Annotated in this window: 15 protein-coding genes; 9 read left to right on the top strand and 6 right to left on the bottom strand. The window is 58.9% G+C overall.

Features of this window, described 5'->3' with window-relative positions; all coding sequences use genetic code 11:
* Positions 1-14: 14 nt before the first annotated feature.
* A complete protein-coding gene (locus VEH04_16675) occupies positions 15-800 on the top strand; it encodes a TIGR00282 family metallophosphoesterase (GenBank protein ID HYG24414.1) in 786 nt (261 codons plus the stop codon).
* A 1-nt stretch (position 801) separates the two neighbouring features.
* Positions 802-2,316 carry an exodeoxyribonuclease VII large subunit gene (gene xseA / locus VEH04_16680; GenBank protein HYG24415.1) on the top strand — a complete coding sequence of 505 codons (1,515 nt, stop codon included), beginning with the start codon at positions 802-804 and terminating at the stop codon, positions 2,314-2,316.
* Between the two features lie 30 nt (positions 2,317-2,346).
* Here xseA and VEH04_16685 read toward each other — a convergent pair whose 3' ends face one another.
* Together VEH04_16685 and VEH04_16690 are read right to left on the bottom strand one after the other, a co-directional pair.
* The gene (locus tag VEH04_16685; protein ID HYG24416.1) at positions 2,347-3,165 is read right to left on the bottom strand and encodes a BON domain-containing protein; all 819 of its coding nucleotides are present in this window, start codon (positions 3,163-3,165) and stop codon (positions 2,347-2,349) included.
* 143 nt (positions 3,166-3,308) lie between these two features.
* Entirely contained in the window at positions 3,309-4,040 is a 732-nt protein-coding gene (locus VEH04_16690) for a hypothetical protein (protein ID HYG24417.1), read from the bottom strand.
* 326 nt (positions 4,041-4,366) lie between these two features.
* On the opposite strand from VEH04_16690, the gene VEH04_16695 reads away from it, so the two are divergent.
* From VEH04_16695 to VEH04_16710, 4 genes are all read left to right on the top strand, one after another.
* On the top strand, positions 4,367-5,284 hold the full coding sequence (locus tag VEH04_16695) for an SRPBCC family protein (GenBank protein ID HYG24418.1): 918 nt from the start codon (positions 4,367-4,369) through the stop codon (positions 5,282-5,284).
* A 12-nt stretch (positions 5,285-5,296) separates the two neighbouring features.
* The gene (locus tag VEH04_16700) at positions 5,297-5,896 is read left to right on the top strand and encodes a nitroreductase family protein (protein ID HYG24419.1); all 600 of its coding nucleotides are present in this window, start codon (positions 5,297-5,299) and stop codon (positions 5,894-5,896) included.
* 53 nt (positions 5,897-5,949) lie between these two features.
* Positions 5,950-7,119: a zinc-dependent alcohol dehydrogenase gene (locus tag VEH04_16705; GenBank protein ID HYG24420.1), complete on the top strand. Its 1,170-nt coding sequence runs from the start codon at positions 5,950-5,952 to the stop codon at positions 7,117-7,119.
* A gap of 144 nt (positions 7,120-7,263) precedes the next feature.
* On the top strand, positions 7,264-7,632 hold the full coding sequence (locus VEH04_16710) for a hypothetical protein (GenBank protein HYG24421.1): 369 nt from the start codon (positions 7,264-7,266) through the stop codon (positions 7,630-7,632).
* 48 nt (positions 7,633-7,680) lie between these two features.
* Here the strand turns inward: VEH04_16710 and VEH04_16715 are convergent, their stop codons facing one another.
* Positions 7,681-8,409, bottom strand: a complete 729-nt coding sequence (locus VEH04_16715; protein ID HYG24422.1) for a 2'-5' RNA ligase family protein — start codon at positions 8,407-8,409, stop codon at positions 7,681-7,683.
* 40 nt (positions 8,410-8,449) lie between these two features.
* Complete coding sequence (locus VEH04_16720) at positions 8,450-9,070, bottom strand: HNH endonuclease (GenBank protein ID HYG24423.1); 621 nt, start codon at positions 9,068-9,070, stop codon at positions 8,450-8,452.
* A 244-nt stretch (positions 9,071-9,314) separates the two neighbouring features.
* Between VEH04_16720 and VEH04_16725 the strand changes: the two genes are divergently transcribed.
* The 3 genes from VEH04_16725 (at position 9,315) to VEH04_16735 (ending at position 11,405) form a co-directional block, all read left to right on the top strand.
* Positions 9,315-10,109: a prepilin-type N-terminal cleavage/methylation domain-containing protein gene (locus tag VEH04_16725; GenBank protein ID HYG24424.1), complete on the top strand. Its 795-nt coding sequence runs from the start codon at positions 9,315-9,317 to the stop codon at positions 10,107-10,109.
* Positions 10,110-10,188: 79 nt separating this feature from the next.
* Positions 10,189-11,025, top strand: coding sequence for a diaminopimelate epimerase (dapF, locus tag VEH04_16730; protein ID HYG24425.1), 837 nt, complete (start codon positions 10,189-10,191; stop codon positions 11,023-11,025).
* 101 nt (positions 11,026-11,126) lie between these two features.
* On the top strand, positions 11,127-11,405 hold the full coding sequence (locus VEH04_16735) for a DUF2892 domain-containing protein (GenBank protein HYG24426.1): 279 nt from the start codon (positions 11,127-11,129) through the stop codon (positions 11,403-11,405).
* 497 nt (positions 11,406-11,902) lie between these two features.
* On the opposite strand, the gene VEH04_16740 is transcribed toward VEH04_16735, so the two are convergent.
* Together VEH04_16740 and VEH04_16745 are read right to left on the bottom strand one after the other, a co-directional pair.
* On the bottom strand, positions 11,903-12,478 hold the full coding sequence (locus VEH04_16740) for a hypothetical protein (GenBank protein HYG24427.1): 576 nt from the start codon (positions 12,476-12,478) through the stop codon (positions 11,903-11,905).
* Between the two features lie 25 nt (positions 12,479-12,503).
* Complete coding sequence (locus tag VEH04_16745) at positions 12,504-20,066, bottom strand: hypothetical protein (protein HYG24428.1); 7,563 nt, start codon at positions 20,064-20,066, stop codon at positions 12,504-12,506.
* Positions 20,067-20,139 lie beyond the last annotated feature (73 nt).

Below are 20,139 nucleotides of genomic sequence, written 5' to 3' on the forward strand. Positions count from 1 at the left end.
TCACTGTTTCTCCCGTGAAGCTCCTGTTCATTGGCGATATTGTCGGCAGCCCGGGACGTCGCGCGGTGCGCGAACTCGTTCCCAGGCTGCGGGAGCAGCATGGACTGGATTTCGTCGTTGCCAACGGCGAGAACTCAGCAGGCGGATCGGGGATCACGGCGCGCACGGCCGAGGAAATTTTCACTGCGGGCGTTGATGTGATCACGAGCGGCGATCACCTTTGGGATCAGAAGGAAGTGATGGAATTGCTGCACCACGAGCCGCGCTTTCTTCGACCGTTGAATTACCCAACCGGAACTCCAGGTCATGGAAGCGGCCTGTTTTCCGTGCGCAACCTGCAGTTGGGAATCGTCAACGCGCAGGGCCGCACGTTCATGGCGGACCTTGAAAACCCATTTCATGCGGTCAATGCGGCGGTGGACCGCCTCAGAGCACAGACAAAATTGATTCTTGTCGACATGCATGCGGAGGCGACGTCGGAAAAGATCGCAATGGCGCGCATGCTGGACGGGCGCGTGAGCGCGGTGATTGGAACGCACACGCACGTGCAGACTGCGGACGAACAGATCTTTCCTGGCGGCACGGCTTACCTCACGGATGCGGGTTTTACGGGTCCGCACGAGAGCGTTATCGGGCGTGAAATTGAGCCTGTTATCCAACGCTTTCTCACCAACATGCCGCAACGATTTGATGTCGCCAAAGGCCGGATATTCCTGGACGGGGCGATTGTCGAGGTCGATGAGGCTTCGGGAAAGGCGCTCACGATTTCACGTCTTAACGTGCCTTGCGCGGCGGAGTAGCATGAGCAAGCAATTCAAATCACAATGGGAATTCGGGGACCTGTTCCCGCCCGAGGCGAAGGTTCCCGAAAGAAAGATTCATTCGGTTGCTGAATTGACGTCGAGCATCCGCCGCACGCTGGAAAAGCAGGTGGGAAACGTCTGGGTGACCGGCGAAATCACGAACCTTCGCTGCCAGAGTTCGGGACACATATACTTCACGCTCAAGGACGCGAGCGCCCAGCTTAGCTGCGTGCTCTTCCGCGGCGAAGATGTCGCGCATCGGGAATTGCTGAAGGATGGCCAAAAGCTTCTGCTGCAGGGCGGCCTGACTGTGTACGAAGCGCGCGGGCAATACCAATTGATCGTTCGCGGATTGGAATTACAGGGAACCGGGGCGCTGCAGATTGCGTTCGACAAGCTCAAGCAGAAGCTTGCTGCGGAAGGGTTGTTCGCCGCGGAACGGAAACGTCCGTTGTCGAGGTTTCCCCAACGCATAGGAATTGTCACTTCCCCGACCGGGGCGGCAATTCGCGATGTTCTGCACGTCATCCAGCGGCGCAATCCGGGGCTCGAAATCGTGATTGCGCCTTGCCGCGTGCAGGGCGACGGCGCCGCGCGTGAGATTGCCGCGGCGATCCGCATGCTCAACGCATTGTCGTCGGGGCCCGCTGATGGTTTGCCACGGCACCCCGATCCCTCAGCGCCGCGACATCCCGCGAACCTTATTCACCTGGATCTGATTCTCCTCACGCGTGGCGGCGGCAGCCTGGAAGATCTCTGGGCATTCAACGAGGAGGTCGTGGCGCGAGCCATCTTCGATTCTTCGATTCCAATCGTTTCAGCAGTGGGCCATGAGATTGACTTCACGATCAGTGATTTCGTGGCTGACGTGCGCGCCGCGACGCCGAGCGCAGCAGCTGAGATTATCACGGAAGGGGTGTTTTCAAGCTGCGCGTTTGTGTCAGCTGTTTCCGGCCGGATTCGCCAACTGGCGCTGCAACAGATGGCGGACAAAGCGCATGAATTGAATCAGGCCTCTCAGCGCCTGGCGCGTGCTCATCCCCGTCGCAAGTTCAACGATTGGCTGCAGCGCCTGGACGACCTGCAGGGAAGCCTCGCCCGTTGTGCCCGCGCCGGCCTGCGGCAGCATGCTGTGGCGGCGAAAAATCTTTCTGAGCGGCTCGGCCGTATCAAGCCGGCGCATCTGCTTCGTCAGCGGCGCGAGTTGTTCGAGCAGGAGCTTCAACGGTTGCAGGAACAATTGCGACACCGCTTGCGAGAGTCGCGGCATCGGTTTGAAACCGTTCAGACAAGACTCCGGCTGCTGGGGCCCGAACAGGTGCTCGCACGAGGTTATACAATTACCACGGATGAAAATACCGGCAGGGTGGTGCACGACGCGAAACAACTGCGCGTGGGACAAAGAATCCGCACGCGCGCGAAGTCGGGAACGGCGGTTAGTGTGGTGGAAAGCACCGAGGTTGGTGAACGCACACCCCTCCTCTCGCTTGGCTCGGAAGAGAGGGAGGGGTAATCGAATGCTTGACCTGCCACCGCCCCGATTTCAGGGATTTCCGCCTGCGCCAGGGCTCCGCGGCTGGCTTTCAGGCGTGGTCTGGCTGCGTCCCAGGCCATTGGTGTTTGAGGTCGGCGACAGGATTTCTCGCGGTGAAGCGTTACTGGAGTAAGTGGATGATGTGGCCGAAAGCCGGTTCGTCCCACTGAAGGCACCTGCGGTCGCATTCGCGCTCGAACCTGTTCCCGACGCGGATCCCGAGCCTACTGTTCCATCCGACGCTCCATCCAGAGTCCCGCCAGTGCTGCTTCCCACCGCGGACATGACCTGCAGGCGATTCTCGACACTGGTCACGCCGGGAACGCCCTGCACCACGGCTTCGATGCGTTCTTTTTGCTGTTCACTCGGAACGCTGCCAACCAGTTCGACCACTCCGCTGCGCACGATGTAGTTGATTGGCAGCGCTCCTGACGAACCTGCGGAAAAACTGCTGCCTGTTACTGAGCTGATTTCCGTGGATACGCTTTGACGAACTTTCGTGAGCAGTTCCCGATCGGCGGAAACCGGATCAGACGCTGCCGTGGCTGCGCCGCTTCCGCCCGACTGGGAGGGAGTCATTGAATTGGTTCCCGACAAGCTGCCGCTCGCGGTGGTTCCATTGGTTCGACCGGCGAGGCCGGGAGGCATCGGGCGCCGGTTCTGCAATCCAGGCGGGAGTTGATCCCGCTGCTGCAGTCCGGGCGGCGTGGTGCCTGCGGGATTGCTGCCTGGTGCCGGTGTTCCCGCGGCGGCGGGTGCGCTTTGGCCGTAGGCTGTCAGGGCCGCCACGGAACCGCACAAACCGAAAAAGATAAATTTAGATGTCATTAGTGTTCTCCTGGAGAGACCGGAAGTTAAGCCGGTCGGGTTTGGCGGGAAGATCAATGTCTTCGCCGCTTCGCTCTATAGGGAAATCTGCCCAAAGGAAACGGACGGCATTCGCCGTCCGTTTTTGTGGTTCCAGCCATTGATCAAGGATTGTTTCCCGGCAATGGTTGCGTCGCGCCGCCGCCGACGGGAGTTCCTGTGCGATTCGGGGTTGTCTGGAGGACTCGATTAAAGCTGTTTGTTCCTCCAGTCGGGGTCAAGCCGCCAGGGTTAACGACTCCTGATTGATTGGTCAGATTATTCAGCTGGTTGTTGGCTGTGCCGAGCTGACGGTCGGCCGAATTCATCCCGCCCTGCAGCCCGAACTGATTCGTCATTCTTTGGAGTTGCGCGGGGTTGTTTAACGTGCGTGTCGTTGACCCAGGCGCGATCTGATTCGCTTGTCCTGCTTGTCCCGGCGCGGGATTAATTGGGGAAACCGGCGTGAACGCGCCAGGGCTCGAGGGAGCCGTGCGGGGAGCGTTGACATTGCCACCTACCGTGGTTGCGGACTGGTCTGGAATTGCTGGATTCCTGCCGCCGCCGACGCCCGTGTCTGTGTTGAATGGAGTGGTCTGTCCTGCCTGTCCTGGTTGACCTGGCTGGCCGGGTTGAAGGATGCGCGGGCCAACACTGCTGCCATTGCCGACGGTGGATCCGCCCGTCGCTGTCCCGCCGACGGATGCGCCTGTGCCGCCCGCGGCACTACCCGTACCGGCGCCTGCTCCGGTGGCGCCGCCTGCGCCAGCGCCACCAGCGCCACCGCCGGTTTGCGCACCGGCACCAAATGCCGAAAATCCTGCAATTAACGAGATGATAAGAAGTTTGCGTTTCATGTTAGTTTCTCCTGCGAGTGCTGTTGCACGTGTTTCATAGAAGGTCGCTTGCGGGTGCTTCTTCTCAACCCGGGCTTTGACCCCAAAGCGAATGGGTGGCAAGCGAACGCCACGGGCAAGCACGCCGCTAAGTGGCAGCGACTGGGTTATATTGCCCCCGGCATTTCGGGGCATTCACCTTCCTATTTTCCCGGAGTGTGGCGTTTTAGTCTGGGGCGGCGATTGCCGGCCCCAATCTGTAACGAATTTCATCTGCAGGTTGTTTCTCCGGCGGGGATAGCCTCGAGACATCCCTTCGTTTTCGAAACAAATAAAAGGAAGCGTTTATGGCGAACAAATACGGCAACGGATACGCGGGCAGATCTCCGGATGAACAATTGGCGCGGGCGATGGGCTGGGTGAGCCTGGGGCTTGGACTGGCAAGTCTCCTCGCACCCAGGCGTGTGGGCAAAGGCGTGGGCGTCGGAGAACATTCCACGCTGTTGCGGCTGCTCGGATTGCGGGAGCTTGTCAGTGGAGTTGGAATTCTTACACAGGCGCGGCCGTCACCCTGGCTGTGGGGCCGCGTGGGCGGGGACCTTATGGACATCGCGCTGCTCGGCGCCGCGCTCGCGTCGAAGGACTCCCGCGCAACACGCATTGCATTGGCAGGCGCCGCGGTCGCGGGCATCACTGCCCTCGACCTGAAGGCCAGCCGCGGCATCTCCCGGAATCCCGGCGCAAACCTTCGCGCGTTTCATTACACTCGCACCATCACGATCGAAAAGTCGCAGGAGGAACTGTTCCGGTTCTGGCGGAACTTCGAAAATCTTCCTCAAATCATGAGCCACGTTAAGTCGGTGCAGGTACAAAATGACAAGCGGTCGCATTGGGTGGTCAAGGGACCTGCGGGAAGAAGCATTGAATGGGATGCCGAAATCGTGAATGAGCGTCCGAACGAGTTGATCGCGTGGCAATCGTGTTCGAATGCCGACGTGCAGAATGCGGGTTCCGTGCGATTCAGTCCCGCTACAGGCGGACGCGGAACCGTGATCAAGGTGGAACTCAAATACGAGCCGCCGGCCGGGGCGTTGGGCGCGACGGTGGCGCGGATGTTTGGGCAAAACCCCGAGAAACAAATCGCCATTGACCTGTTGAGGTTCAAGCAATTGATGGAAACAGGCGAGATCGCCCGCACGATCGGACAGACGTCGGGCAGGGCGAAGGGTGCGCCAGGCAAACTGGATCGCGTGCTTCAGGCGTGAGCAACCAACCGTATGAGCCGGCTTCCTGATCCTGAGGCGCATCGGCAACCCGAGTTTCCGATCGAACGATTGTTCATTCGTCGCTGGTCGCCGCGCGCGCTCAGCGGCGAGTCGTTGACCGAAAAGGAGATCATGACGCTGTTTGAGGCCGCACGCTGGGCGCCGTCGACCTACAACGAACAGGAATGGCGTTTTCTCTATGCCCGCAGGGAATCGCCGCACTGGCAGACGTTCTTCGACCTGCTCATGGACGCCAACAAGGTGTGGTGCAGCAGGGCGGCGGTTTTGTCGGTTGTGCTGGCGCGCAAAACGTTCTCGCGAAACGGCAAGCCTAACCCGGTTCATCTTTACGATGCCGGGTCGGCCTGGGAGAACCTGGCGCTGCAGGCGACAGCGATGGGCATCGTCTCGCACGGAATGGCGGGGTTCGACTTCGACAAGGCGCGCATCGTGTTGCGCGTTCCCGACGAGTTTGCAGTGGCGGCGATGTTTGCGCTCGGCAGGCCGGGCGATCCCGAAGAGCTGCCGCCGGATGTGCGGGAGCGGGAGCAGATCTCCAGCCGGCGCCCCGTGCGCGAGAGCATCTGCGAGGGGCCATTTCAATTCAAATAGCGGATTTAACATTAAAAAGCTGGGAACCCATTGAGTCCCAAAAGGATTATTATATGAAAGCAGTTTGCTGGTACGGGAAGAAGGACGTGCGCGTTGAAGAAGTTCCGGATCCGGAAATTCTCAATCCACGCGATGCCATTATCAAAGTTTCGTCGACCGCCATCTGCGGATCGGACCTGCATCTGTATGGCGGTTTTGTTCCGACGATGGAGAAGGGGGACATACTTGGGCACGAATTCATGGGCGAAGTCGTCGAGACTGGTCCTGGAGTGAAGAACTTGAAGAATGGCGATCGCGTCGTCGTGCCTTTCCCGATCTCGTGCGGCAATTGCTACTTCTGCAAGCAAAGTCTTTTCTCCCTTTGCGAAAACTCCAACCCCAACTCGGTCATGGCCGAGAAAATGTGGGGGCAGTCACCTGCCGGAATCTTTGGCTACTCGCACCTGACGGGCGGATACGCAGGAGGGCAGGCGGAGTACGTGCGTGTACCGTTTGCGGATGTGGGTCCCATCAAGATTGAAAATGGATTTACCGACGAGCAGGTCCTGTTTCTTTCGGACATCTTTCCGACCGGCTACATGGCCGCGGAGAACTGCAACATACGCCCTGGCGACACCATCGCAGTCTGGGGATGCGGACCCGTTGGGCAATTTGCCATTCGCAGCGCGTTCTTGCTGGGAGCCGAGCGCGTGATTGCGATTGATCATGTGCCCGAGCGCTTGCGCATGGCAAAGGAGGGCGGCGCGGAAACCATTGACTGTGACTTGGTGGACAGCGTTGTTGAAATGCTGAAGGAGATGACCGGCGGACGGGGACCCGACGCGTGCATTGATGCCGTGGGCATGGAAGCCCACGGGCACGGCGTTCAACACGTTTACGATCGCGCGAAGCAGGCAATGATGCTTGAGAATGATCGTCCCATTGCTTTGCGCGAAGCAATCATGGCGTGTCGCAGCGGCGGCACACTTTCGGTCCCTGGGGTTTACGGCGGGTTGGTGGACAAGATTCCGTTTGGCGCGATCATGAATCGTTCGTTGACCGTCAAAACCGGACAAACCCACGTGCAACGCTATCTGCGTCCGCTGTTGGAGCGCATTGAAAAAGGTGAGATTGATCCCAGCTTCGTGGTGACGCATCACATGAGTCTCGACGATGCGCCTGAGGGTTATGAAACATTCCGGTCAAAACGGGACGAATGCATCAAGATTGTGATGAAGCCGTAAAGTGAGCCGCAATCGGCGCGTGTTTAGAGGCTGGATTGCACGCTTCTGAGCTGCGAAGACAATCCACGGAAAATCTGCGCTACGCAGGCGTTTCCTCGGGTGCATTGACCCGGGATTGCGGAGGCTCTACTCTGCCGGGCATCGATGCGTCCCTTTCAAATCATCTTTAATCCGACCAGCGCGGTGGAATTGGCGAAGATGCCAAAGGAACTCCAGTTGCAGATTCTTGGAGAGTTCCGCGGGTTGCCGCAACAGGTGATGCACACCGAGCTGGATGACTTCGGCAAACTGGAGCGAGCCGGGCGCGTCCTGCATCGCTTCCGCGTCGGCGACTACCGCGTCTATTTCGAGCGGCACGACCTGGGTGTCGTGGTTCATCGCATCTTAAATCGCCACACGCTCAAGGATTTCCTGTTCCGTTCAGGACTCAAGATGGAGGAAGACGAAGCGCTCCAGCAGAATCCGAAGTTCTGGGAAATGATCGAAGCGGCGCGGTCAGCAGCCAAGACGTAAGTCTACTCGGCCAAACCGTCATATGAAGGGGCGCGTATGTTCCTCCGGCTATTTTCCCTGTTCGCTATCGTGCACTGGCCGAAGCAAAACTGTCTCAATCAACCGCTGCGTTGAAGCGGACATGTACCAGTCACTGGTCATCAAGCTGAGTTCGCGCACCTGGGCTTTTCCAAAGTCTGTGGCGCGATGCTGCGCGAGGATGCTGGCAAATTCCTGTGGACGCGCCAGCGGCTTTCGGAATCGTGCCGCTGTGCAATGCGCGGTAACGAGGCGATAACGCCTGTCGAGTCCTTCAGCGAGATGGCGCGATTGCAACGATCCTCGCAATCGGCCGCGTATCTCCTCCAGGCCCGCACTTGCAGGAAACCCCTGCACGAGCACCGCCCCGCGTGATGCCGTGATCCCGCGAAACTGAACTGAAAACGGCGGCGCGCCCGCAAGAGCGTCCTGCACTGCCGCGCGATAATCGTCAATGCGTGCAGTGAAGGCGGTGTGGCGTTCTGTGGCGGTGAACAGGGAGAGCGCCGTGACATGCAATTCATCCGGCCGGTAGAAATATTGATCCGGTTCGCACGCTTTCAACTCCGAAAGGAAGCGATCAATTGACGCGAGCACCTGCGACGACGGACGGAACAGAAGAGTCACGCCGCGGCGCAAATCAGCGCTTCCTCGCTCGAGGACGGGATCGATTTCGACGGCACCTTCACGCACCGCGGGAAAGGATTCCGCCCACATGGTGTCGTAATGTTGCGACAGCGCGGACGCGGACGGAGTCATTGCGAATGTTCAGGCCGGTGGCGAACCAGGCAGTGCAGCGTCAGGCCACATCTTCGCCCAATTCAACGTTCCAGTAGGCGAGGTCGACGAAGTGTTTCCAGCTGTCGTGCTGTTGCAGGCTGAGATTGATCTGCACAAACGGCCGCCACTTCGGGCGTTTCGGCTTGCGAATCAGATGCATGCCGGCTTCCTGCGGGGTGCGGTTGGCCTTGACCGTGTTGCACTCAATGCAGGAGCAGACAATGTTTTCCCAGCTCGTCGGGCCCCCGCGGTCGCGCGGAATGACGTGGTCGAGGTTGAGATCCTTGCGATCGAACACGTCGCCGCAATACTGGCAGGTATTCTTGTCGCGCTCGAAAATGTTGTGGCGCGTGAATTTCACTTCCTTCTTCGGCAGCCGGTCGAATACCGCGAGCAGGATGACACGCGGAATGCGAATGCGAAACGAGATCGTGCTGATGCATTCGGGGTGGGGTCCCTGCTGCGACAGTTCGTGCCATTGCGAAAAGCTGAACGTGCGGAATGATCCGTCAGAGTCACCGAGCACTGCCTGCGCCTGGCCTTGGAACAGAAGTGTCAGTGCACGGCGGGCTGTGCAGACATTGACGGCCTGCCAGAGGCGATTCAGAACCAGCACATGTTGGTTGAGGAGTGAGTTCATACCCGGTCCAACTCGCGTGAAACTACACAAGCAGTCTTGCAGTGTCAACGCACCCACTGGCGTGCGGGCGCATCCTGACATTGCGCCGGGCCGCAGCCTTCAGCCTGCTTCGCGGAACACATTCGGGAGGGGTGTAACTTGCCCGCGCACCTCTCGTTCCAACGCTCAATGGGAGATTCACACTTCCGGGTGAATGACGCCGAGGGGCGGCTCGCATAAGTTGGAAGGCGACGTTCCAGCTGCCATGAAACTGAATTCATCTCCATCAATACGACACGCGTTCACTCTGATCGAACTGCTCGTCGTGATCGCGATCATTGCCATTCTTGCCGCCATGCTGTTGCCAGCACTCGCGAGTGCAAAGGAACGGGCGAAGCGGATTCAGTGCATCAGCAACTTGAAGCAACTGGGAATCGGCACAACCATCTACGCGGGCGACAACAATGATCGGGTTTTAACCGCCCGCCTGCAGGGAACGCGCTCGGTTCAAACTTCCTTGAATCCGCCTGACGCCAGCGCGGCGCGGCAGGTCGGATTGATCGTCCAATCGAACACAGTTTCGGTTTGGACGTGCCCCAATCGACCCGGGTTGCCGATGTACGAGCCGAATCCGCTCGGGACGGGGAATCCACAGTGGGTAATAGGTCTCCAATATTTCGGGGGGGCCACAGTGTGGCACAATCCGCAAGGCGATTTCCCGGCGCGCAGTCCCATCAAGCTGGGGCAATCGCGTCCCTTCTGGACGCTGGCTGCCGATTCCGTGATGAAGGTCAACGGCCGCTGGGGCGGCCAGGACACCACTGCCGGACGCGGATTTGTCTATGCCAACATCCCCCCTCATCGCAAACGCGGCATGGTCCCGGACGGCGGCAATCAGGTGTTCACGGATGGCTCTGCGCAATGGCGAAAGTTCGAGGAGATGCATTATTTCACCACGTGGGATGAGACAAAGGCTGCGTTTTTCGCGCAGGATTCCAGTGACTTCGCACCCGCATTGCAGCAACGGCTCGGCGCATTGCGGGCCGTCGCATTCCGTTAACCCGAGGGGAGTTGCAGTCCTCCGCAAATCCACCGCATTTCTCTTTCAAGCGTGACGCCGACTCGCTAGCGTCGCCCGCATGAATTTTTGGAAATATCATGCGCTCGGAAACGATTACCTGGTTCTCGATCCGAAGGAACTGTCTGCGCCGCTAACGGTGAACCAGGTCAAGCGGATCTGTCATCGCAACTACGGCATTGGTTCCGATGGAATCCTGCTCGGGCCCATGCCATCGAACAATGCCCCTGTCGGATTGGTTATTTACAATCCCGACGGAAGCCAGGCGGAGAAGAGCGGCAACGGGCTGCGGATTTTTTCCCGTTATCTTTGGGATCGCAAAATTGTGGGGGACACAGAATTCGCAATCGAAACTGCGGGCGGGTTGGTGAAGTCGACGGTGTTCGACAACGGAAGGATGGTGCGCGTCGAGATGGGCCAGGTGAGCTTCGCCAGTGATCGGATCCCGGTGAACGGCGAGCGTCGTGAGGTCTTGAACGAGCAGATCCAGGCTGGTGATCGATTGTTCACTTATTGTGCGGCGACGGTGGGAAATCCGCATTGTGTGTTGCCGCTGCCGGATATTAGTGAGGAGCTCGCGCGCCGCTATGGGCCGTTGCTGGAGGTGCATCCCTATTTTCCGAATCGAACCAACGTGCAATTCCTCAAGGTGCTGGACCGATCCAACATCCAGATTGAAATCTGGGAACGCGGCGCCGGTTACACGCTTGCATCGGGGAGCAGCAGCAGCGCGTCCGCCGCGGTTGCGCATCGGCTGGGTCTTTGCGACCGAGCGATCACGGTTCATATGCCAGGCGGGAAACTGGCAATCGAAATTGATCCCGGGTTTCACATCCGAATGACCGGGCCCGTGACGAGGGTTGCGGACGGAGTGTTGTCGGCTGAGATCCTGGCATGAAATCCGCCATTAGCGCATTGCCCCATTCGATTTTCTCCCAACTGGCGTGATGGTGGTTACGTTCCCGAAGGAATTTATTGGAACGCAACAGGAGAATTCTTATGAAAGAAAACGTTGGTGAAGTGGACAGGAACCTCAGGTTTGTGGCGGGTGGCGCGCTGCTGGCGCTTGCCTTCATGTCAAGGTCAAGCGGGCCCGTGCGTCTGGGAGCGCTGCTCCTCGGATTGAGCGAATTGGTGACGGCGACGACGCGTGTCTGCCCGCTCAACTCGTTCATAGGCATTGATACCAATCGGACAGACATGTCAGACATGGAAGCGCTGGCTCAAACGACCACGGAATCGCCGATGGAGGATCGAGCCCTTGCCGGAAGCGCCTGATTGGCCGCAGGTTGGTTCGCAAGGAGATTGGACGTCGCTGGCCAGCAAGCTCGGTGAATCCGGGTTGGAGACCTCTCGCGGGTCCGCATTTTCCGCGTTGCTGTGCCGGCGGCGCGGACACCCGATTCACGGCGCTTGGTTCCTGCTTGCGCAGGGCAGTGTGATTCACTATTTGTGTTCGCCGCGTTTGCCGGCCGCGTTTGGAGAATTGGCTGGGCAAACACGGTAAAAATATTGACGGAAATTGTGGTTCGCCAATAGTGACGGTGGCTCCGCCAGAGTAGCTCAGGGGTAGAGCAGAGGACTCATAATCCGTTTTTGACCCTTTCGCGTGTGTTTCAAGTCCTCCAAAATTCGCGAATTTCCTAAGAAAACCCCTGATTCTGCCAATATCGACAAGGGGTCCAGAAAGGGGCCTCAATAGCACAACTCGTAGCACAAAAAGCGAAAGCCCCTGGGGTTGAATCCAGGGGCTTTGTGCTTCAAAAAATCTCGCGTCAAATCGTGCGCTTGAGCAGCCCGTTGAGAATCACTCCCCCGCCTGCAATCGGACGCTCAGAAGGGTTCTCTGCACCGGCTGCGCTCTCGGCTCGGACGCCTGCAAGCTTCTGCTGGGCACCGGCACCAAGTGACGGGCGAGGCATGACCGGCACCCGGTTAGGCGTCGCCGGTTGCACGTCCTCGGCAACCGGTGCCAGGTCACCCATGACGTCAGACCCGGTGTCCGGCAACAGGTCAGTGACTGGCGGCAAAATCTCAGTCAGCTTCCCTGCCAAATCCGCATCGCGGAGCTGCCGCGCAGGAATCAGTTTCGAGTTGAACGCGACAACTGAAATTCCCGGAGTCTTCGGCTTATAGAGCAGAACGCCGACCCGTGCGAGCGATTCAGGTGTAACGCCTTCAACGGGCTGGGGGAGTTGCGCGCCTTCAGGCACATATACGCCGGGGACTTCGCCCGACATGATCTTGCTTATGACCGGGTCTTCAGTGGGCTGCTTGGCAGGTGCGGCTTGGTCCGCTGGCGCTACCGGAGCTGCAGGTGACGGCACACCGAGGTCAGAGAGAATGTTCATCGATATAATATGGGTTGACGGTCAACTACTCTTCCAAGGACATGGTTGACACCGGCACGCCCTTGGCGCGCGACCGGATGTCGAGGTTTGCGGGCGTCGTGCCACGCTTCCGAATCGGAAGTTCTTCGGCTGCCGCCTTCCTAGACGGCATCCACTGCTCCAACACCTCAGCAGAGCGGAGCCGGTCCAAAATTGGCATAACCGTCTGTAGCGGCTGGGCGGTGACCTCGCCGCGGGAATTTCGGATGCGTGATTCACCGCTCAGCTCACTGACGTTTTTGAACTTTTTCAGGAAGCCAATCGGACGACCCGCGACCTGGAACGGATAGCTGAAGTGGAAATCCGTTTTTTGTGGCCTCTGAGCGACCGGGATTTCCAGGAGCGCAACGACAGTGCCGAAGTCGACGTCCACGAGCTCGGGGTCCGCGATGTCTGCGGCGACCTGGTCAGGGGCGATCCCGATTTCTTTCGCTTCGTTGGCGTGTATCGGCAGCTCCTTCTGCACCGCACGCTTCAGGTAGGTCGCGGCCAACCCAAAGTCGATTGCGCCTTCGTCAATTGCGCGTTTGAAGTCCGCCAGGGACTTTATGTTGCGGGCGATTACTTTCTTTTCCTTTGGCACGGTATCGGACGCTTTGACGCGGTTGAAAATCTCGCGGATTTGGCGATCAGCCAACTTCTGTGAGACTGCACCGGCTTCGACTGCGGCCTGCAGCGCGTCGTGATAGGCCAGTTGGCCGTAACGCGACTTGAGGTGGTTCAACGGACTCAGCACCGAGACAGCCACCAGGGCAGAATCGTTGTCACCCGCGACATCTTTTACGCGACTCAAAAAACGGCTTGCCGATTGTTGATCTGAAAAAGCCCAACCGCCGTCTGCTGCAATGTAAGAGAACCCACGACCACCTTGCGCGTCAACCGAGACGGGCTTTTTAGCACCGGTCGGCCCGACTTCCTTGACGCCGACGCCGAGACGGTCTGCAGTGAGCACCATGACAGGTCGGTCGACATAATCGCGCAGGTCCACCTTGTTGACCGGCAAGAACGCCGGGAGAACGTCTTCAGAAAGCGTGACGCTCTCCGCGTTCGCGCGCACCTTCACGTTGCCCTTGGTGGGCATGAACATCGGCTGGCCCTCAAGCACGCTGTTGCGCATCGCTTCGGTAATAGGCAGCGAATGGACGGGGTATAGGTCGGCCTCTTTCCATGCGTGGGCTTCGTCTTCACTCCGGAACTCCGGCCCGACCGCCTCCTCATCGTCGTTGAACCATTGCCAGCGATCCTCTTCAACCTCGCGCAATGAATAGGCCATTTCTTGCCCTTCGTGAATAGAGGCTGCAGGCACGTCCCGCATCTCGACCTTCGCGCCGAACTTCTTGCCGAACTTATTGGCGAAATCGACGAGCATCTTGTCGTAGAAGCCCTTCATGCCTTCGCCGCCGACTTTGAGGTCGAGTCCGGACAAATGAACGCCGTCGTTCGCGACTTGCGGGTCGCTGACAATTTTGTCCGCAAGCTCTTTTCCGATTAGGTCTGGCAGGCGCGATGCGGGTTGATCGTCGAACTGCTGAAAAGTCCCATCCTTCAGCTCAATGTGCATTGAGTAGAGGTCGCGCTGGTCGTCCATTCGCCAAGCCGATACTTTTTCAACCTGCTTGCTCAGGTCGTAGCGCTCGGCCTGCATTTCTCCGGTCGTCCAGCCGATCCACTCCTTGCCCTCTTCGGCAGCCTGGCGGACGAGACGGCGGAAAACGAACTCGTGCCAGGTGTTCTTGAAAGGTGCGTCTGGGACGCCCGCTGTCGTCATGTTGTCCGCCGCCCACTCTCTCTGAGCTTGGAGGGCTTCTTCCTTGGTCTTGAAAAACAGGTAATCCCCCACTTTAAGATCGAGAAACTTAAAACGATGTCCGTCCGCATACCCCACTTCACCCACTCTGACTTCTTCGAGGGGGGTGACTTCCTTCCGCTGACGGTAGCCTTCTTTTCGCCCCTTTTGGTGCCAGTCGCTCTGAATCTCTTCGACGAAAAGCCCGGGCCTGCTGTCAGCGTCCACGCGGTCGTTGACGCGGGTATGCGCGAGCACGTTGGGCTCGTCCCAGTGGCTGGAGCGGAACACCTTGTCCGCGTGCTGCTGATTTGGTCGACCCCCGCCGTGGAGCCGGTCGGCCGCAAACCGCTGTGCTTCCGCAAGAGACCTCGCTCCGAACTCAGGCCCAACACGCTTGCCGTCCGCATCGACATGCTCCCACGCATAGGGCCGCGAGGGGTCCGTTTTTCGGACAACGTGACCTTCAGGCAAAGTGAAATTGCCCTGCAGTTCCTTTGCGGGCGGCATCGTGAACAACATCTCGCGGTAGTTTTCGCCGCCAGGCAGTTGATATCGCGAGAACTTCGTCGGAGCACCGTCGTTGTCGAACTCACTCCGGCGCGTCGCTTCTTCGGCCATCTCAAAACGCCTTTGCGCCTGCCAGTCATCACCGTTTTCCTGCCAGCGTTGGGCTTCGCGCTCTAAACGGGCAGCTACGTCAACCCACGCTTCAGACGAGTTTGGTCGGTCCACTGAATTGCGTTCGAGCCAACCCTGTAAAGCCGGAGAAAGTTCCTGCGCACCGCCTTTAACCACCTCTTTGACTTCGAGCCGATTCTGCTCCAAAAAGTCGAGCACCTCTTGCTTGGTGACCTTCGTTTTCCCACTCAGGAAATCGTCGAGCCCGCTCCACTTCAGCTCTTCGCCTTTGACCCCGTTCTGCGGGTTCTTGAGCATTGCCTGGAGCTGTTCGGGCGTCGTCGAGTTTGCCATTTTCGAGCCGACGACGCGTTCGAGCTGAGAGAACCAGACAGGGCCTTTCTCCTTGTTGCTCGAAGGCATGAAGTCGGCCTGGTCCAGCGCACCGGGTGCCGGAGCGTCCGGCGCGTCCGGAAGAGCCCGAGCGCGTTGGATGAGCGTCGGCCCGCGGCCTGCGGGAACATCTGCATCCATTGAAGGCAACTCGATCTCGTTGAAGAAATCACGGATTGCTTGCTCCTTGTCCTTCGATGCAAAAATCGAGGTTGAGTCAGAGACAATCTCGCGCCCGCTTTCATCGAGCACGTTGACCGTCAGTCTGTCGATTTTGCTTTGGTGAGCGAGCGCGTGTTCGAGCAATTTCTTGCCCTGCGTGCGCCAATATTTTGACCCGAGCTCAGCGCGGAAATTCCCGTCGTTGGGCGTGTAACGGATGCGGACGAATCCTGCTTTGATTGCGTCGAGACGTGCTGCCTGGTCCGGCGTGGCTTCAAAAGCTGTCCCAAACTTCGAGTTGAAAGCGTCGGCGTTTTTCGCCAGCGCGTTCTCGTGATACGCGTCCGCCAACGGCTGCGTTTCACCGTCCGGCAAAATCCATGCGGTTGGGTTCCCCTTGGCTTCAGACTTTGCTTTGGGAGCCTTGGGAGTGGTGTCGATCTGCGGCACGTATGCGTCGCGTGCTGCCTGCTCTTCGGCCGCCCAGCGCTCGTAATCGATTAGGCCGTTGGCCTTGAGCGGACGACCTTCGGCATCGCGCGCCGGTTCGGTGCCGGTCTTCGGAGCCTTCGGACCACGCTTGCCCGCCATGAACTGCGCGACGGGCTCTTCGTCAGTCCACTGCACCTTTTTCTCGAAGTCGAGACCGAGCGTGAACGCAGGACCGTTATCGACCTGGGAGTAGAAATCCTGGGTCTTCGCGACGTCGCCGACGATTGTGCCGCTGTGATCGACCGGATTGAGCGTGCTGTCTTGGTAGAGCAGCCCTTCGGGCACGAGCACGGATTCCTGCTTGAAGTGCTTGGAGATTTCGAGCGCGGTTTTAGGCGAGATATTCGTAACCAAAAAGTTCTTGCCCTGGTCGACCCCCTTGTAAAATCCCTTGACCTCGACGAAGTCAAAACCCTGCTGCTTGAGCATGGCTGCAAGCTGCGCGTTGGCTTCGACGTTCGGCTTTGCGGTTGCGTCCCCGAGCGCTTCCTGCGTCGCCGTGAGGACAGACCAGCCCTTTTTCTTGAGTGCGCGCTCGATCTGCTTTGCGTTCTGAAACTCCGACGCTTTCGGAGCGCCGCGGACTTCGCTCGGCATGAAGCCAGCGTTCACCAAGTCGTCAGCAGGGAGCGCGAGGCGGTTTTGCTGCATCGGCTCTGCTTTGAGAATGTCGCGGACGTTGATCCACTCCGTCGTCTCCGTGAGTTCGCGAGTGTTGACTCCTTCGTTGTCCAATTTCTTGCGCAGCGGATTCATTTCGACGATTGGGCGGTCGTCAAAGCTCTTGTAACGCTGAATCGGAAACTCGCCTTTTTTGTTCGGGAAAAGTTTGGGCTCCGTGATTTCGTTCGGATGCGTTTGCGCCTTGTTCAGGTCCTGGGCGCGAAGGTTTGTTGGATACTTCGTCACGCCTGCAACCGTCATCTCACGCGCCGATTTCGGCGGGGCGATGCCTTGAACCAAGTTCAAGAATTGCATGCGTTCCTTGGAAATCTTCACAGGCGTGTAGTCGGGATTCTCTGCCGGGATGAAGCCCGAATAATTCTCCGGACGAACGACCTTCTCGCCGTTGCCCAGGTAGCCGTTGTCCTGGTTGGCGAGGTAGTCCTCAATGTCACGGTTGAATTCAGCCTCCCCTTTGGCGGTGAGGCTGCCTTCTGCGTTCTCGTAGGGTAGTAAATCTCCCTTGCCTTTTTTGCCCGCTCGGGCGACAACTTCCTTGGCGTTGGCAAGCAGCTTGTCTGGACTAAAAACATTAACCTGCTGAACGCCCTCCTTTGTTACGCGAAAAGCGAAAGGAATGGCGGTCTTGCCAACGCCCTCTTCAATCCTCGGTCCTCCGTCACGTCCTTCCTCGATTTGTTCGCGCCGCGCCGTGCGGTTCATGTTTCCGTCCGTCTCCGCAGAGCGATACAGCAATTGGACTGGGCGGCGGGTGTTCTCTGATAGCGTCGCGAATGCCTGCTTTTGCTCGGGCGTGAGTGCGGCGTCGGCTTCTACCGCTGACGCGGTCTCCGTCAAACCGATTTCATCGCGCGACCGCCGCGGGCCTTCGAATGGCTTGTAATCTTGCCGCGCGACCCCGCGCAGGTTCGGTGCTTCAGCGGCTGGAGCAGCTTCAGGCGAGGGGGCTGGGACAGCAGGTGCTTCGGCAGGCTTCACCGCTTCTTCAGGCAACGGGAAAAGTTCGACAATGCCCGACTCTTCGCGCGCTTTGCGCACCTGGGCCGTGGCTTCCGGTGTCGCGTCGAAATCATCCGTCAGCGTTTCAATGATGCGGGGAGGCTCCTGCGCTTTCTGCACAGGAACCTCGATAGGCTGCTTCGGTGCTGCGGGTTGAACCGGAATCTGGTTGACGGCTTCCTGCGGAATGGGTGGGGGAGTAGCGGCCTGCTTCGCCACCGGCGTCGGCGTTGCCTTCGGCTGGCCCGCCACAGGCGGCTTGGCGATCTCATTCATCGCGGCGGAGACTTCAGGGTCCGCAAGCCAGCCCTGCACGACGTCGTCAATGATGTTCGAGACACGTGGGGACGATTTAACCCCCATCACGGTTGACACCGGCTGTCCAGCCTCCGCAGTAGGAGAAAACTCGGTGCGGAAAAAGCCGAGTCGGTCGAGCGCGCCTGCGATAGAGCGCACGATTTTATCGCGTCCGGAAAGCGAGAGTCCGTCCAGGCGAGTCCCTTCAAGGTGCGCAGAAACCAGTTCCGTCACCAGTTCCATGTTGGGGTCCGCTGCGGCTCGTTGTTGATCGGTGAGCCCCTCGCGGCCGAGGTAAGCGTCTGCGAACTCTTTCTGGAAGTCCTTTCCGACCGCGTTCAGAATTTGGTTCCGGTCGGCTTCTGACATCACATATTTCGTGATGAAATGGGAGCCCTCGTGAGTTACCGCTGGGTCGGCGACCCACAGCAGAACTTTTTTCGCCGCACCATTGGCATCAGCCACTGTAACTTCGAAAGCACCGTCCTTATTGGCCATTCCCGGATTCGCTTTTTCTGCGAACTCTGGGGAAACCAAGTAAGCTTCCATTGTCGGCTTGTCTGATCCCGACGACAGGGCGGCGCGCATGCGGTTGACGATGCCTGCGGTATCTTTGTCGCGCTGATTCAGGTCGGAAAGCATGCGCGAATGCTCTGCCTCGAAAGCTTCCATCCCAGGAACATTCAGAGGAACGTCCTGCACAGTTTTCAAGGACCCCGCACGATAGTAAGCCGAGTTGAGTAGCTGGCGTGCGCGTGCGACCCCGCTGGCCACGGTCTGGGAAGCTGCGCCACCCGCCGCGCCAAGTGCAGTGCCGATACCAGCCATCGTGACCGCCTCTGCAGGGTCATCTGTGGCCGCCGCAAAAGGCATCGACCACGCGGTGCCGTGGGCCGCGCCGCGGGCTGTTGCGCCCAATCCTTTGACCACCGCATCAGAACCTAAAACCTTCGCTGCAAAATCGGTGGCACCGACCGCGCCGCGGGCTGCAAGCTTTGTTCCCAAGGAAGCCAGAATGCTCGGTCCAGGGTTACCCGTGACGACAGACAACACTGTTGCCGGGACGGCGGCGGCGTGGACCAGCGGGGTTTTTTGGACAAGGTCGCGACCCTTGTCAGCACCTTTTTGCATCAGTCCCGCGGTCGAGCGAATGAACCTCTCGGCTGCGCCTTCGGTCGCTGCGGTCCCGATTGTCTTCCCCGCGGCGTTAACTAACTGCATGCCGCCGTTGGCTGCTTTTACTGCGCGAAGTCCCGCGAGAAAAGGCACCCACAGCGTGGGGTCCGACAGGATAGCGGCTCCGCCGATGACCTTGGGGTCTAACTCAATTCCTTCCTTTGCAAGCGTCTCTGCATCGAGACCGGTAAGTTCACCGTAGACGCCTTGTCCTTGGGCGGTTTTACCGACCTGTTCACGGGCGGCGGCATCGTCGAAAAAGCGTTTGAGGTTGTCTTCAGGGAGCGCGAACGAGCCTGGGTCCATGATGTCGGCTTGAACCCGCTTGCCGAGCACCTTGTCAGCGACAGCTTCGCTGACTCCGACTTTGTTGAGAATCCCGCGTTCGACTTCGTCATTAACGAGAGTGCGGATGCCGCTGCGTGCCAGTCCGGCAAACCCCGTTGCCATCGTCTCCACGCCGCCCAGGGCTTCGCCGAGCTTCTTTTTGCCAACCGCAAGGGCAGCCTCCAGGGCCGACTTACCCTTACCGGTTTCCTTGGAGTAATCGTTCAGCGCAGCCTGCAGATTGAGTTCTGAGGCAGCCTTCGCTCCCGACTCGATGAAATGGCCAACTGTCTCGGGCAGCCGAGAAACACCTTCCACCACGGCACCTGCAGTAACACCTTTGGTGCGGCGGGCCGACGCGATGTTGGCAAGCTTTTCAACTTGCTCGGGTTTCAGATACGACTTGTGCTGATTGTAGAAGTCGTGTGGCTCAAACTTGTAGTTGGTGGCGAGCCCGTCGACTGACGCCGAATTGAAGAACTGCAAATCCTCGTCAAGTTGACGGTCTTCTGGCGGAGCCTGGAAGGAGGCGTCTTTGTCCGTTTCAGGGACCTGAAACGGACTGTTTGTAGCGGTGGGTTCGCGATCCTCGACAGGTATTTCAAAAGCCATAAGTCTAAAAGTGATATGTGAAGTGGGAGGCCCTCGCGTCAACCGGACCTTGACCGGAACGCAAAATAGTTGC

It is taken from the genome of Verrucomicrobiia bacterium (assembly GCA_035629175.1).
GTDB lineage: Bacteria > Verrucomicrobiota > Verrucomicrobiia > Limisphaerales > DASXHY01 > DASXHY01.

Coding starts and splice junctions, on each gene's coding strand:
- VEH04_16710 (HYG24421.1), top strand. CDS start 7,264: ATGCGTCCCTTTCAAATCATCTTTAATCCGACCAGCGCGGTGGAATTG.
- VEH04_16715 (HYG24422.1), bottom strand. CDS start 8,409: ATGACTCCGTCCGCGTCCGCGCTGTCGCAACATTACGACACCATGTGG.
- VEH04_16700 (HYG24419.1), top strand. CDS start 5,297: ATGAGCCGGCTTCCTGATCCTGAGGCGCATCGGCAACCCGAGTTTCCG.
- VEH04_16720 (HYG24423.1), bottom strand. CDS start 9,070: ATGAACTCACTCCTCAACCAACATGTGCTGGTTCTGAATCGCCTCTGG.
- VEH04_16690 (HYG24417.1), bottom strand. CDS start 4,040: ATGAAACGCAAACTTCTTATCATCTCGTTAATTGCAGGATTTTCGGCA.
- VEH04_16695 (HYG24418.1), top strand. CDS start 4,367: ATGGCGAACAAATACGGCAACGGATACGCGGGCAGATCTCCGGATGAA.
- VEH04_16740 (HYG24427.1), bottom strand. CDS start 12,478: ATGAACATTCTCTCTGACCTCGGTGTGCCGTCACCTGCAGCTCCGGTA.
- VEH04_16745 (HYG24428.1), bottom strand. CDS start 20,066: ATGGCTTTTGAAATACCTGTCGAGGATCGCGAACCCACCGCTACAAAC.
- VEH04_16735 (HYG24426.1), top strand. CDS start 11,127: ATGAAAGAAAACGTTGGTGAAGTGGACAGGAACCTCAGGTTTGTGGCG.
- dapF (HYG24425.1), top strand. CDS start 10,189: ATGAATTTTTGGAAATATCATGCGCTCGGAAACGATTACCTGGTTCTC.
- VEH04_16725 (HYG24424.1), top strand. CDS start 9,315: ATGAAACTGAATTCATCTCCATCAATACGACACGCGTTCACTCTGATC.
- VEH04_16705 (HYG24420.1), top strand. CDS start 5,950: ATGAAAGCAGTTTGCTGGTACGGGAAGAAGGACGTGCGCGTTGAAGAA.
- xseA (HYG24415.1), top strand. CDS start 802: ATGAGCAAGCAATTCAAATCACAATGGGAATTCGGGGACCTGTTCCCG.
- VEH04_16685 (HYG24416.1), bottom strand. CDS start 3,165: ATGACATCTAAATTTATCTTTTTCGGTTTGTGCGGTTCCGTGGCGGCC.